This is a genomic window from Streptomyces sp. 147326, from assembly GCF_045000215.1.
In the GTDB taxonomy this organism is placed as follows: domain Bacteria; phylum Actinomycetota; class Actinomycetes; order Streptomycetales; family Streptomycetaceae; genus Streptomyces.
On the sequence record NZ_CP134201.1, the window covers coordinates 4402499 to 4414889 of the forward strand.

The window sequence follows — 12391 nt, forward strand, 5'->3', positions numbered from 1 at the left end:
TCGACCCCGGGGGGCCCCGTGAGCCTCAGGAGGCGCCGCAGCAGCCCTCAGGGGCCTTCCTCAGCGCAGCTCCGTCGGCAGCGTCCGCTTCGCGTCCACCTTCTCCGTGCGGACGAGCTCGCCCCACACGATGTACCGGTACTTCGAGGTGTAGACCGGCGTGCAGGTCGTGAGCGTGATGTAGCGGCCCGGGGCGGTCCTGCCCGACTCCTTCGGGACCGGGTTGATCACGTCGGTGTTGTACTTCGACGTCTGGCGCAGCTCCGCGAAGACCTTGTAGACGTACCAGGTGTCCCGGGTCTCGAAGACGATCGCGTCGCCGTTCCTCACCTTGTCGATGTTGTGGAACTTCGCCCCGTGTCCGTCGCGGTGCGCGGCGAGCGAGAAGTTCCCCTTCTCGTCCCACGGCAGCGCCGACTTCACCGGCTCCGTGTAGTACCCGGCCACGCCGTCGTCGAGGATGTCCGGCGCCGTGCCCGGCTTGACGAGCACCTCGCCGTTCTTCATCGCCGGTACGTGCAGGAAGCCGACGCCGTCCCCGGTGTCCAGCGCCCCGGGTTCCGCGGGCTGCGAGGGCGTCTGCCACTGCTGGCGGACCTCGTCGCCCTTCGCGGAGGCCTGCCGGTCCGCGAGCACGTTCGTCCACCACAGCGAGTAGGCCACGAACAGGCCCAGCACCAGGCCCACCGTGATCAGGACCTCGCCCAGCAGGCTCAGGAATCCGGCGAGCACACTGCGGTTGCCGGCGGGCGGGGCCGCGGCGCGGCGGCGGGCTCGAGACACTGCTTGATCCGTCCTTAACTGGTCAGCGCGGGCGGCGGGCCCTGGCTGCGGGGCCGTTCGTCGGTCATCCTGCCCCATACGATCATCCGGTAGGTGCTGGTGAACTCCGGGGTGCAGGTGGTCAGCGTGATGTACCGGCCTTCGGCGGTGAACCCGGACCCCTCCGGCACGGGCCCCAGCACCGCCACGTTCGTCGGCGGTGTCTGCGCCAGCGCCGAGGTCATCTCGTACGTGTAGTACGCGTCCCGGGTCTCGACCACGACGGGATCCCCGGGCACCAGCCGGTTGATGTAGCGGAAGGGCTCACCGTGGGTGTTGCGGTGGCCGGCCACCGCGAAGTTGCCCTGCTCGTCCGAGGGCATCGCCGTCTTCAGCGCGCCCTCGCCGTAGTGCCCGACCATGCCCCGGTCCAGCACCTTGGGCTTGCTGACGCCCTCCGCCACCGGGACCTTCACGTCGAGCTTCGGGATGTGGAGGATGGCGAAGCCCTGGCCGGGCTCGAAGGCCGTGACCGGCGGCGCCGCGGCCCCGTCGCCGTCCGGCGGGTGCTCCCAGGTCTGGCGCAGCGAGCCGGCGGCCCCGTTCGCCGCCCGCTCCGCCACGACGTTCGTGTACCAGAGCTGGTAGGCGACGAACAGCAGCATCACCAGCCCCATCGTGATGAACAGCTCTCCGCCCAGCCGGCTCGCGATGACCACCGGGCCGCCCGACGCCGGCCGCCTGCGCCGCCGTCCGCCCCGCCTCCGGGTGTGTCTGGCGGCCCGTTTGGCGGCCTCCTGAGCTGCCCTGCGTCGCGCGGCCCGGCCCTCCGTGGGCGCGGACGGCGCGACCGTCGTCACGCGACGGCCTTGCCCACCACCGGGGCCAGCCCCACCGAGCGCTCCACGGCGCCCGCGTCACCGCACCGCACCAGCCAGTTCGCGAGCATCCGGTGGCCCCACTCGGTCAGCACCGACTCGGGGTGGAACTGCACGCCCTCGACGTCGTGCTCCCGGTGGCGCAGGCCCATGATGATCCCGTCCTCGGTGCGCGCCGTGACCTCCAGCGCGTCGGGCAGGGTGCCGGGCTCGGCGGCGAGGGAGTGGTAGCGGGTCGCGGTGAACGGCGACGGCAGTCCCTCGAAGACCCCCAGGCCCTCGTGGATCACGGGCGAGGTCTTGCCGTGGAGCAGCTCGGGCGCCCGGCCCACGACCCCTCCGTAGGCGACCGCCATCGACTGCATGCCGAGGCACACGCCGAAGACGGGAACGGCCGTCCGCGCGCAGTGCCGGACCATGTCGATGCAGACGCCCGCTTCCTCGGGCGTGCCCGGCCCGGGGGACAGCAGGACGCCGTCGAAGCCGTCCTGCGCGTGCGCGAGCTCGACCTCGTCGTTGCGCAGCACCTCGCATTCGGCGCCGAGCTGGTAGAGGTACTGGACCAGGTTGAAGACAAAGCTGTCGTAGTTGTCGACAACCAGAATGCGCGCGCTCACGGAGTGGCTCCCGATCCCTCGTCCACCGTCACATCGTTGAACGGCAGGAGCGGCTCCGCCCACGGGAAGACGTACTGGAACAGCACGAAGACCACCGCGAGGACCAGTACGAGTGAGATCAGCGCGCGGACCAACGCGTTGCCCGGCAGGTGCCGCCAGATCCAGCCGTACATGCCGCCTGTTTCCTTTTCGTCCACATTCGTTCAACGCACCGCGGGGGCGGTACGCGAACAGACTAAAGGCAGCGGCCCGACGGGGCGGGTCACCCGGACAAACCCTCCGGCCGGCCCTGCCCCACGGGGCGGGTGGCGGTCAGCTCCGCCCAGACGACCAGCCGGTGGCTGTGGCCCCACTCCGGATCGCAGGTCGTGAGGGTCAGGTACCGGCCGGGCGTGGTGAACGGCGACTTCTCCGGGACCGGGGCGACCACCCCGACCTGGGTCGGCAGCGTGCGCAGGGGCCCGCCCCGCACGGTGTACGTGTACCAGGTGCTCTCGTCCTTGAGGATCACCTCGTCCCCCTTGCGCAGCTCGGGGAAGTCCTTGAAGGGATCGCCGTAGGTGCGCCGGTGTCCTGCCACCGAGAAGTTCCCGGTGGCGCCGAGGCGGGCGGTGGCGGCGTAGTGGCCCAGCCCCTTCTTCAGCAGTTCGGGGTCCGTGCCCTCCAGGACGGGCTTGACCCAGTCCGGGCCGAAGCGCGGAACGTACATCTCGGCGAAGGCCCGGCCGGCGGGAGGGCGCGGCGGTTCGGCCGGTCCGGCGGGGGGCGCCGGCTGCCCGGACGGCGTGGGCCGTGCGGTCTGCGGCGCGGCTTCCGGACCCGCCGCGGGGGCGGCCGCCGCCCAGCGGTCGCGCAGCCCGGCCATCTCGCCGTCCATGGCCCGGTCGGCCTTGACCCCGGTCCACAGCAGGACGTACGCCACGAAGAGCACGATCAGCGTGCCGGCCGTCAGGCACACCTCGCTGAACGTGCGTACCACCAGGCGCAGTACGACGTCGGGACGGACCCGCTCACGGGGTGGGAGCCACCGGCTTCGCATAGTGGAGGTCCACTGTGCCGGAGTAGCCGGGAAGTGTCAGCGCCCTGTGCTCGTCCACTTTCCAGCCCAGCCCGTACGCGTTCACGTACAGCTGGTAGTTCTGCAGGGCGGGCGAGGCGGCGAGGGCCTTCTTCAGCGCGCCCGGGTCGCCGACCGCCGAGATCTTGTACGGGGGCGAGTAGACGCGGCCCTGGAGGATCAGCGTGTTGCCCACGCAGCGCACCGCGCTGGTGGAGATGAGCCGCTGGTCCATGACCTGGATGCCCTCGGCGCCGCCCTGCCAGAGGGCGTTCACCACGGCCTGCAGGTCCTGCTGGTGGATCACCAGGTCGTTGGGCTGCGGCTCGGGCACGTTCGGAATGCGGGCGGTGGCGTTCGGCGGGGCGTCGTTGAGGGTGACCGTCAGCCCCTTGCCGGACAGCTCCGCGGTGCCCGAGGCCGCGCGCAGGGCGGCCAGCTTCGCGTCTTCGGCCTTGGTGCTGCCGTCGTCGCGGTCGGCGAGGGCGTCCACCCGGTGGCGGGCCACCGCGGTGCTCTGCTCCAGCTCGGCGTTGTCCTGGCTGCGCTCCTTGATGAGGTCGGACAGCTTGAGGAGCGAGGCGTCGGTCCGGATGTTCGTACCCTTGGAGGTGTTGAAACTGGTGACGAAGAGCAGCCCGGCCAGGGCGAAGACGGCGGCCGTCAGCAGCCGGACCGGTCTGGCCCGGCGACGGGGACCCGCGGAGGAGTCGTCGGAATTGCTCAACGTACCCTTCTCCTTCAACGCCACAGGTCCACTACGCTAACGGACGCCCGGGGCAGGCAAGGTCCCCAGCGCATCGACAGGAGAGCCCCTCGTGCCGAAGTCACGTATCCGCAAGAAGGACGACTACACGCCGCCGCCGACGCGGCAGCCGCAGAGCATCCGGCTGACGAATCGCAGCTGGGTCGCCCCGGTCATGCTGGCGTTCTTCCTGATCGGACTCGCGTGGATCGTCGTCTTCTACGTGACCGAGACCCAGCTGCCGATCGAGGCGCTGGGCAATTGGAACATCGTGGTCGGTTTCGGCTTCATCGCCGCGGGATTCGGCGTGTCCACTCAGTGGAAGTAGCACCTCCCGGCCTCTGACGGAAGCTCTCCCCATGAGTTATCCACAGCGTCATCCACACCTGAGGAAAAGACAGAAGATCTGTGGATAACTCTGTGGAGAGTTGACGCCGGTGTGATCAGGTGAGTTCCGCCGTACGGATCAGGACCAGGGCCGTGGCCAGCAGGAACACCGCCGCACAGCTCCCCCACTGGACGAGTGTGCGCGTCCTGCCCGCGGTGGGCGTGAGCATGCCCAGCCCCACCAGGGCGCCGGTCACCAGCCCGCCCACGTGGGCCGGCCACGACACGCTGACGCCTCCGAGCGGGACGAAGGTCAGCACCAGCATCAGCACGACCATGACGATGACCGGCCGCATCTCGTACCGCAGCCGGCGGACCAGGACGACCGTGGCGCCCAGCAGGCCGTAGACGGCACCGGACGCGCCGAGGGTCGGGGTGTTCGGCGCGGTCAGCAGATAGACGAGGGCGCTGCCGCCCAGGCCCGACAGCAGGTAGACCGCCAGATAGCGGGCCCGGCCCAGCGCCGCCTCCAGCGGGCCTCCGATGACCCACAGGGCGATCATGTTGCCGGCGATGTGCCACAGCTCGGTGTGCAGGAACACCGAGGTCAGCAGTCGGTAGTACTCACCGGTGGACACGCCCTCGATGGGGCCGACGACGTACGCGAACTCCCGGTACCGGCCGATCAGCTCCAGCTGGACCACCCGGGCCGGGTTGATCGCGCCCACCAGGAACACCAGGACGTTGATCCCGATGAGGATCTTGGTGACGAGGTGGGGGTCGGCGGCGACCACCCCGCCCGCGATGGTGCGCGGCGCGTTCGCGGTCGGCCGGTGCCCGGTGCCGGAGCCCTCGCGGACGCATTCGGGGCACTGGAAGCCGACCGAGGCGCTGATCATGCACTCGGGGCAGATGGGGCGCTCGCAGCGGGTGCAGCTGATCCCCGTGTCGCGGTCCGGGTGGCGGTAGCAGCCCGGCAGACGGTCGGTGTCCATCGGTTCCCTCGATCAGCGGCGAGGCAGGGGTGTGCCCCGCCGGTCCGGTATGCCCCATCACTTCATACGCATGCAGGACGGACGGGCGGGGCGGAAAGGTTCCCGGGGCCGGGCCGGGGGCCGGGACGGCGCCGGCCGGCGCGCGGGACGGTCAGCGCCTCTCGACGACCACGGACTGGATGATCACGTCGTCGAGGGGGCGCTCGGTGCGCGGGTTGGTGGCGCTGCCGGCGATGGCGTCCACGACCTTCTGGCCGGCCGGGTCGGTGACCTCGCCGAAGATGGTGTGCTTGCGCGTCAGCCAGGCGGTGGGCGCCACGGTGATGAAGAACTGCGAGCCGTTGGTGCCCGGGCCCGCGTTCGCCATGGCGAGCAGGTACGGCTTGGTGAAGGCCAGGTCGGGGTGGAACTCGTCGGCGAACTGGTAGCCGGGGCCGCCGGTGCCGTTGCCGAGCGGGTCGCCGCCCTGGATCATGAAGCCTTTGATGACGCGGTGGAAGACGGTGCCGTCGTACAGCGGGTCCGTGGTCTTCTGGCCGTCGGTGGGGCGGGTCCATTCGCGGGCACCCGTGGCGAGCTCCACGAAGTTCCGGACGGTCTTCGGAGCGAAGTTCTCCAGCAGCTCGATCTCGATGTCGCCGTGGGTGGTCTTCAGGGTGGCGTAGAGCTTCTCGGCCACGGATCTGCCTTCCATAGTCATCACTGTCGGTCCAGATGGTCGCACGGAGCGCTCCGCAGCACTGAAATCGTCCACCCGTATGCCCTGTCACGCATGCCTGTCGTCGATAGGACAGGCATGATCCGACAAAGGGTGGAAAGGTGAACTGTGTCCGCCACCGAGGAGGAGGATCCCGTGACCCGCAAGGACAGCGTGCGCCTGGCAGCCGAGAGCGCCAGGGAGAGTTTCCTGCACGCGGCGGAAGTGGTGGCACCGTACGCGGAATCCGCCAGGGACGCCGCGGTGCACTACGCCCAAGAGGCCAACGAACTACTCGCGCCCAAGATGTCGTACGCGGCCGACGCGGCCGCCCGGCAGGCGCGAACGACCTACGACAGCCATCTGCATCCCCGGCTCAAGGCGGCGCGCGCACACGTGCCGCCGAACGTGGACCGGGCGGCGACGAAGGCGGTGCATCAGACCCGCGTCGCGGCGCGGCAGGCCGCCGACTACACCCAGCCGCGGATCGAGAGCGCGATCGCGGCCGCCAGCCCGGTGGCCGAGGAGGCCGCTTCGCGGTCGGTGGCGGCCTTCGCGGCGCTGCGCGGCCAGGTGTCGGCCAAGGAAGTGCAGAAGCTGGTGCGGCGCCACGAGCGGCGGGAGCGCTGCAAGGGGCTGGTCAAGGGTGCGGTGGTCGTCGGCGTGCTGGCCGGCGTCGCCTTCGCGGCGTGGAAGTGGTGGGACCAGCAGTCGAACCCGGACTGGCTCGTCGAGCCGCCGGCCGCCACGGAGCTGTCGTCGCAGGACGCCGCTCCGGCGAGCTTCGACGACGAGCTCGCGGACAAGGAGCGCGAGGCCGGCCCGGCTTCGGACGACACGCAGCGCTGAGACACGCGGAGGGGGCCCGGATCCTGCTGGATCCGGGCCCCCTCCGCGTGTGCGTGCGGGTCTCGGCCGGGGAGGGTCTCAGCCGGGGAGGGTGAGGACCATGCCCGGGCGGATCAGGTCGGGGTTGGGGCCGACGACGCCCCGGTTCACGGCGTAGAGCTCACGCCAGCGGGCCTCGTTGCCCAGCTCGCGGCGGGCGATCGCGGAGAGCGAGTCGCCGGTCCTGACGGTGTACGTGCGCTTCTTCGCGGTGGCCCCCGGCTTGGGCATCGGGGCCGCGGGCACGGCCTTGTGCGCGGCCGACGCGGGGGAGGGGGTGTGCGCGGCGCCCCGCGCGGCGGCCGCGGGCCCGGGCTTCGGCATCGCGGTCGGCTTGGGAGGGGCGGGCACGGCCTTGTGCGCGGCGGACGTCGGACTCGGGGTCGCGGGGGCGGGCCCTGGCTTGGGCTTGGGCGGTGCGGAGGCCGCCATGCGCTCGGCGGCCGCCCTGGTGACCGCTGCGGCGTCGGCCGCCGAGCTCGCGTGAGGTGTCGCCCGCGCGGCCGACTGCTGCTCCACCTGCTCCTTCGCCTTCTCGGCGGCCTCGTGTGCCTTCTTCTTGTCGGACTTCAGGAAGTCGAAGAGTCCCATGTGCGTACGCCTCCGGCGTGATGGTGCCCCCCTGGGCTCGGTGCCTTCCCCCACTGTCGGACACGGGGCGCCGGGTGGCCCCGTGACGGGGCCATCCGGGGGACCCGCACGACCGTGGAACGCCGCCCCCCGGCGGCCGGGAACGCGGCGGGAAGGGACCGGGAACGCGCGGCGGCAGCATCGTGGGACACGATGGAGGAGAATTCTGTGATCATCAGACAGTCCGCGGAGCGGGTCGTCCTGGTCAGGCCCGGACCAGGGCTCGTACACGCCGCGGTCGTGGCGGGCCTGGACGTCTGGGTGGTGTCGGATCCGGGCCCGTGGCCACCGGACGCACGGCTTCCCCCCGGACTTCCCCCGCAACGCCTCCTCCGGGTGGACTTCGACGACACGGCCGCGCTGCGCGCCCTGTTGACGGACACGGTCCTGGCGCACGGGATCGGGCACGTCCTGTACCTCGCGAGTGATCTCGAACGGGGTCTCGGCAGCAGGGCGGCGGCCGCCGCCGGTGAAGTCCTGCGGGAACTGTCCGCGGGGCGGGAGACCCCGTCGGGTCCGCTGCCGGACGCGGTGACGATCCGGCGCATCCTCAACGAGAGCCGGACCTCGGCCGTACGCGCCGAGGAGGCGGGGTCCGTCGCCGAGGCGCGTTCGCTGGCGGAGCACTTCCCGCTGCCGGTGGTCATCAAGTCGGCCGACAAGGCGGGCTGTTGGTGGACCGTTTTGGTGCACGACCGGCCCGCACTCGACCGGTGGGCCGAACAGGCCGTCACCGCCCGGCATTCGGCCCCCTATCTCGTCGAAGAGCTCTTGACCGGAGCCAAGTTCCATGTGGAGACGCTGACCGTCGACGGCATGCACCTCGTCGCCGACATCACCCCCGAGGGGAAGGCCGTACCGCTGCACGAGACGCAGCAGGCCGGGATCCGCGCGACGGTGCGGGCCCTGCTGGATCTGGCCGGGTACGAATCGGGCACCACGCGGACGGACGTGCTGGTCAGCGCGCGGGGATCGCGGATCGCGGCGGCCATGGAGCCGGGGCGGGAACGAGCCGGGAACGGCCGGTCCCGGCCCGTTCCCGCGAGCGGTATCGAGAGGGGAACGGACCGGTAAGGGCCTCGGCCAGTCTGTGTCTTGTCGAGAGCGGCCACCGCACCACACGGGAACCGCACACCGGGTACGCAACCAGGGGGATCAACACATGCGCAGCAAGCTGGCTGGACTGGTCGGGATCTTCGCGGCGGCTCTGATGATCGGCGTCGGTGTGACGGTCCACTCGGCGGACGCCGGCCAGCCCTCCGGGTACGAGGTCCTCGCGGACGACAAGGGCCCGGGCGCCCCCTCCCCGGGCCCCACCACCCGCTGAGCCGGCCGCCGGCCGCGGCCGCCTGCCGCGCACGACATGGATGTGCCCCGCACCGGATTCCGGTGCGGGGCACATCCGCGTACGGGGTCAGTACGTCCGGCGGTGCGCCGGCAGGCCCATGAACTCGAATAAGTCCTCCGCGGCCGCACGGTGCCCGGCCGCCGCCGGGGAGTCCCCGAGGGCCTCGGCCGCACGGGCGAGGCCGACCAGCGCGGACGCCTCCTCGGCACGGAAGCTCATCGGCGCCGCGATCTTGAGGGCGTGGGCGTGCAGGGCAAGCGCCTCCTCGTGCTCCCCCCACGTCATGTGGAGCCGGCCGAGGACGTTCTCGACCTTGGCGAGCCGGATCGGTGCGCCGCTCGTACGGCCGAGGAGCAGGGCCCGCTCGGAGAAGGCGCGGGCCTGTACACCGTCCCCCCGCTCGTGCGCCACCTGCGCCGACACCGCGAGCACCAGGGCGACGTCACCCGGCGACCTGGTCTCGTCGCACAGGTCGCGGGCGCGCTTCAAGGTCTCGTGCGCGTCCGTGTACTCGCCGAGGCCCACCTGGGCGAAGGCCAGATCGGCCAGGGCCACGATCTCGTTGCTGCGGTAGCCGAGGTCGCGGCCGATCTCGATCGCCCGCCGGGCGCAGGCGGCCGCTTCCGGATGGCGGCCCCACCGCTCGTACAGCGTGCTGAGGGTGGTCAGGCTCTCGGCCTCCGCGCGCGGGTTGTCCAGTTCCCTGGACATGGCGAGCGAGCGCTCCAGCAGGGGCAGGGCCTCCCCGTACCTCCCGAGCATCGACAGCAGCAGCCCGATGGTCGATTCGCTGTGCGCCTCGGTGTGCCGGTCCCCGGCGCGCATCGCAGTGTCGCGCGCCTCCCTGGCCACCTCCAGCCCTTCCTCGAAACGGCCGAGCTTCCAGCAGGCCGCGCCCAGGTTGGCCAGGCTGATGCCGAGGAGCGCCGGGTCGTCGAGCCGGCGGGCGGCGGCGACCGCGAGGTGCCCGACGCTCCAGAACTCGTCGAGCTGTCCGCGCGCGTGCAGGTGGAAGCCGACGTTGCGGCTCAGGCAGGCCGCGTACCGGTCGTGGCCGGACCGCTCGGCGAGGGAGACGGCCGCCAGCAGTCCCACCTGCTCCCGGTCGAACCACCGCACGGCCTGGTCGGCCAGCGTGAAGGCCGGCCGTTCGCCCTGGTAGGCCGGGAGACCGGTGGGCCGGCGCTCGCGGCCGGGGAACAGCACCTCGCAGGCCGCGTCGGAGGTCGTCAGGTAGTAGCCGAGCAGCCGCTCGACCGCCGCCGCGTCGTCCTCCGCCGTCGCCGGTCCCCGCAGGCTCTGCGCGAAGCTGCGCACCAGGTCGTGGAAGGTGTAGAGGCCGATGTCGGGCTGCTGCACCAGGTGGACGTCGAGCAGGAACTCCAGGGCGTCCTCGGCGTCCCGGACCGCCGTGCCGAGCAGGGCCGCCGCCGAGTGGACGTCGGTTCCGGCACACGGGTACAGGCTCAGGATGCGGAACGCCGTGCGGTACTCCTCGTCCATCGCCAGGTACGACAGGCGCAGGGTCGCCGCGACGCTGCGCTCGCCCGAACTCAGCTCGTCCATCCGGCGCTTCTCGTCGCGCAGCCGCTCGACCAGGTAGCGCACCGTCCAGCGCGGTCTGTTGCGCAGCCGGGCGGTCGCGATCCGCAGCGCCAGCGGCAGGTGGCCGCACAGCTCGGCCAGTTCGGCGGAGGCCTCCGGCTCGGCCGCCACCCGGGTCGTGCCGAGCGTCTCGGTCATCAGGCTGGTGCTGTCCTCGGGCTCCATCACCCCGATGGACACCCACTCGACGCCGTCGAGGTCCAGCAGCCGCCCCCGGCTCGTGATCAGCACCAGACAGCCCGGCGAGGCCGGCAGCAGGGGCCGGATCTGCGCGGCGTCGACCGCGTTGTCGAACAGCAGCAGCATCCGCCGGCCGTCCAGCTTCGAGCGCCACAGGGCCGTGCGGCCCTCCAGGTCCTCGGGGATGCGGTCGCCGGGCGTGCCGACGGTCCGCAGCAGGCTGTCGAGCGCGCTGGCGGGCGACACGGGCTTCCCGCCCGGCGTGAATCCGTGCAGGTCGATGTGGAGCTGCCCGTCGGGATATCCCCCGGCCAGGCGGTGGGCGGCGCGTACGGCCAGCGTGGTCTTGCCCATGCCGCCCATGCCGTCGATGGCCACGATCCGGGAGTACCGCTCGGCGCCCCGGCCCTCGTCCTGTACGTAGTCGAAGAGTTCGGCCAGTTCCTTGGCTCGGCCGGTGAAGTCGGGCAGGTCATAGGGCAGGGTGCAGGGCGCGTCGGCCGGTGCGGGCGCCCCGGCCTGCGTCCGCGGCTCCTCGGCGACCGGTTCCGCGAGGACCGGCGGCCCGGAGGCCGCGGCCCCGGGCACCGTGCGTACGGGACCGGCCGGCTCGGGCACCGGCCGTACGGGGGCCGCCTGCTCGGCCGGTTCCCGGCGTACGGGCGCGGCCGGTACGGGCGCGACGGCCACGGGGGCCACGGGTACGGGCGCCGGGCGCTCGGGCGCGGCCAGCTCGGGGCTGTCCCGCAGGATCGCCTCGTACAGCCGGGCCAGCCGCGGTCCCGGATCGATCCCGAGCTCGTCGACGAGGAGCTCGCGGACCTCCCCGTACTCCTTGAGCGCCTCGGCCTGCCGCCCCGAGCGGTACAGGGCGAGCATCAACTGGCCGCGCAGCGTCTCCCGCAGCGGGTGCTGGGTGATCAGCGCGCGTAGCCCGGAGATGAGCTCGCCGCTCTCGCCCAGGGCGAGGCACAGGTCGAAGCGCTGCTCGGCGGCGGCCAGCCGGCGCTCTTCCAGCGCGGTCGCCGCGGCCTCGATCACCGGGCCGCCCGCGCCGGACAGCACCGAGCCCCGCCAGAGCGCGAGAGCCGCCCGCAGTGATTCGGCGGCCGCGGACTGCCGGCCTTCCCGCAGGGCCTGGCCGGCCGCCTTGGTCAGTGCGTCGAACTCCAGGAGGTCAACCTGGTGGTCCGCCACCACCACGCGGTATCCGGGCCCGTCGGTCGCGATCACCTCGTTGCCGGCGGGTATGCGCCGCCGCAGATCGGCGACGGCCTTGCGGACCTGGTGCGCCGCGGTCACCGGCGGGTCCTTCTCCCAGGTCGCCTCGACCAGCCGCGCAACGGGCACCACCCGGCCGGCTTCGAGAAGGAGCATGCACAGGACCCGTTCCTGGATCGCTCCCCCCAGTCTCAGCCGTACTTCCCCTATCCATCCTTCGAGCGATCCGAGCACGTTGAAGCGTGGTCTTCCCCCCACGGGATCCACGCTCCGTCTCTCCCCGGATTCCGCATCCGCCCCCGGCATCGGCTATCCACCCCCAATGAACACAACCCCTGGCCAGGCCATGTCACCCGGATCATAGGGGTTCCCCCTAGCACGCGGTAAGCATCCGGTAGCAGATCAGGAAGGGCGACACAGACAGTTCATGGGCAGGCCGGA

Annotated in this window: 13 protein-coding genes and 1 pseudogene; 4 read left to right on the forward strand and 10 right to left on the reverse strand. The window is 71.9% G+C overall.

The window, feature by feature from the left end; translation table 11 throughout:
• Window positions 1-60: 60 nt before the first annotated feature.
• The 6 genes and pseudogenes from RIU97_RS19905 to RIU97_RS19930 form a co-directional block, all read right to left on the reverse strand.
• Window positions 61-783 (reverse strand): class E sortase, encoded by a 723-nt coding sequence (locus RIU97_RS19905; protein WP_404958620.1) that lies wholly within the window; start codon window positions 781-783, stop codon window positions 61-63.
• A gap of 14 nt (window positions 784-797) precedes the next feature.
• Window positions 798-1469 (reverse strand): annotated as a pseudogene (locus tag RIU97_RS19910) (class E sortase); the annotation flags it as partial.
• Between the two features lie 149 nt (window positions 1470-1618).
• Window positions 1619-2257 (reverse strand): aminodeoxychorismate/anthranilate synthase component II, encoded by a 639-nt coding sequence (locus RIU97_RS19915; protein ID WP_030707619.1) that lies wholly within the window; start codon window positions 2255-2257, stop codon window positions 1619-1621.
• A complete protein-coding gene (locus tag RIU97_RS19920; RefSeq protein ID WP_030707621.1) occupies window positions 2254-2430 on the reverse strand; it encodes a hypothetical protein in 177 nt (58 codons plus the stop codon). The genes RIU97_RS19915 and RIU97_RS19920 overlap by 4 nt, the downstream gene beginning before the upstream one ends.
• An 89-nt stretch (window positions 2431-2519) precedes the next feature.
• The gene (locus RIU97_RS19925) at window positions 2520-3296 is read right to left on the reverse strand and encodes a class E sortase (protein WP_404958623.1); all 777 of its coding nucleotides are present in this window, start codon (window positions 3294-3296) and stop codon (window positions 2520-2522) included.
• Window positions 3268-4041 (reverse strand): DUF881 domain-containing protein, encoded by a 774-nt coding sequence (locus RIU97_RS19930; RefSeq protein ID WP_404958625.1) that lies wholly within the window; start codon window positions 4039-4041, stop codon window positions 3268-3270. Before RIU97_RS19930 ends, RIU97_RS19925 begins: the two co-directional genes overlap by 29 nt.
• A gap of 91 nt (window positions 4042-4132) precedes the next feature.
• Between RIU97_RS19930 and crgA the strand changes: the two genes are divergently transcribed.
• On the forward strand, window positions 4133-4387 hold the full coding sequence (crgA, locus tag RIU97_RS19935; RefSeq protein WP_030383881.1) for a cell division protein CrgA: 255 nt from the start codon (window positions 4133-4135) through the stop codon (window positions 4385-4387).
• Window positions 4388-4502: 115 nt separating this feature from the next.
• On the opposite strand, the gene RIU97_RS19940 is transcribed toward crgA, so the two are convergent.
• Together RIU97_RS19940 and RIU97_RS19945 are read right to left on the reverse strand one after the other, a co-directional pair.
• Window positions 4503-5381 (reverse strand): rhomboid family intramembrane serine protease, encoded by an 879-nt coding sequence (locus tag RIU97_RS19940; protein ID WP_404958628.1) that lies wholly within the window; start codon window positions 5379-5381, stop codon window positions 4503-4505.
• Between the two features lie 151 nt (window positions 5382-5532).
• Window positions 5533-6060, reverse strand: a complete 528-nt coding sequence (locus RIU97_RS19945) for a peptidylprolyl isomerase (protein ID WP_361752947.1) — start codon at window positions 6058-6060, stop codon at window positions 5533-5535.
• 174 nt (window positions 6061-6234) lie between these two features.
• On the opposite strand from RIU97_RS19945, the gene RIU97_RS19950 reads away from it, so the two are divergent.
• Window positions 6235-6927 carry a DUF5324 family protein gene (locus RIU97_RS19950; protein WP_404958630.1) on the forward strand — a complete coding sequence of 231 codons (693 nt, stop codon included), beginning with the start codon at window positions 6235-6237 and terminating at the stop codon, window positions 6925-6927.
• Window positions 6928-7005: 78 nt separating this feature from the next.
• On the opposite strand, the gene RIU97_RS19955 is transcribed toward RIU97_RS19950, so the two are convergent.
• Window positions 7006-7557, reverse strand: a complete 552-nt coding sequence (locus tag RIU97_RS19955) for a LysM peptidoglycan-binding domain-containing protein (protein WP_404958632.1) — start codon at window positions 7555-7557, stop codon at window positions 7006-7008.
• A gap of 207 nt (window positions 7558-7764) precedes the next feature.
• Between RIU97_RS19955 and RIU97_RS19960 the strand changes: the two genes are divergently transcribed.
• Window positions 7765-8670, forward strand: a complete 906-nt coding sequence (locus RIU97_RS19960; protein WP_404958634.1) for a hypothetical protein — start codon at window positions 7765-7767, stop codon at window positions 8668-8670.
• Between the two features lie 88 nt (window positions 8671-8758).
• Window positions 8759-8923: a hypothetical protein gene (locus RIU97_RS19965; protein WP_404958636.1), complete on the forward strand. Its 165-nt coding sequence runs from the start codon at window positions 8759-8761 to the stop codon at window positions 8921-8923.
• Between the two features lie 87 nt (window positions 8924-9010).
• Here RIU97_RS19965 and RIU97_RS19970 read toward each other — a convergent pair whose 3' ends face one another.
• A complete protein-coding gene (locus tag RIU97_RS19970) occupies window positions 9011-12256 on the reverse strand; it encodes a BTAD domain-containing putative transcriptional regulator (RefSeq protein WP_404958638.1) in 3246 nt (1081 codons plus the stop codon).
• Window positions 12257-12391: the final 135 nt, after the last annotated feature.

Coding starts and splice junctions, on each gene's coding strand:
- RIU97_RS19970 (WP_404958638.1), bottom strand. CDS start 12,256: ATGCCGGGGGCGGATGCGGAATCCGGGGAGAGACGGAGCGTGGATCCC.
- RIU97_RS19920 (WP_030707621.1), bottom strand. CDS start 2,430: ATGTACGGCTGGATCTGGCGGCACCTGCCGGGCAACGCGTTGGTCCGC.
- RIU97_RS19940 (WP_404958628.1), bottom strand. CDS start 5,381: ATGGACACCGACCGTCTGCCGGGCTGCTACCGCCACCCGGACCGCGAC.
- RIU97_RS19965 (WP_404958636.1), top strand. CDS start 8,759: ATGCGCAGCAAGCTGGCTGGACTGGTCGGGATCTTCGCGGCGGCTCTG.
- RIU97_RS19925 (WP_404958623.1), bottom strand. CDS start 3,296: ATGCGAAGCCGGTGGCTCCCACCCCGTGAGCGGGTCCGTCCCGACGTC.
- RIU97_RS19955 (WP_404958632.1), bottom strand. CDS start 7,557: ATGGGACTCTTCGACTTCCTGAAGTCCGACAAGAAGAAGGCACACGAG.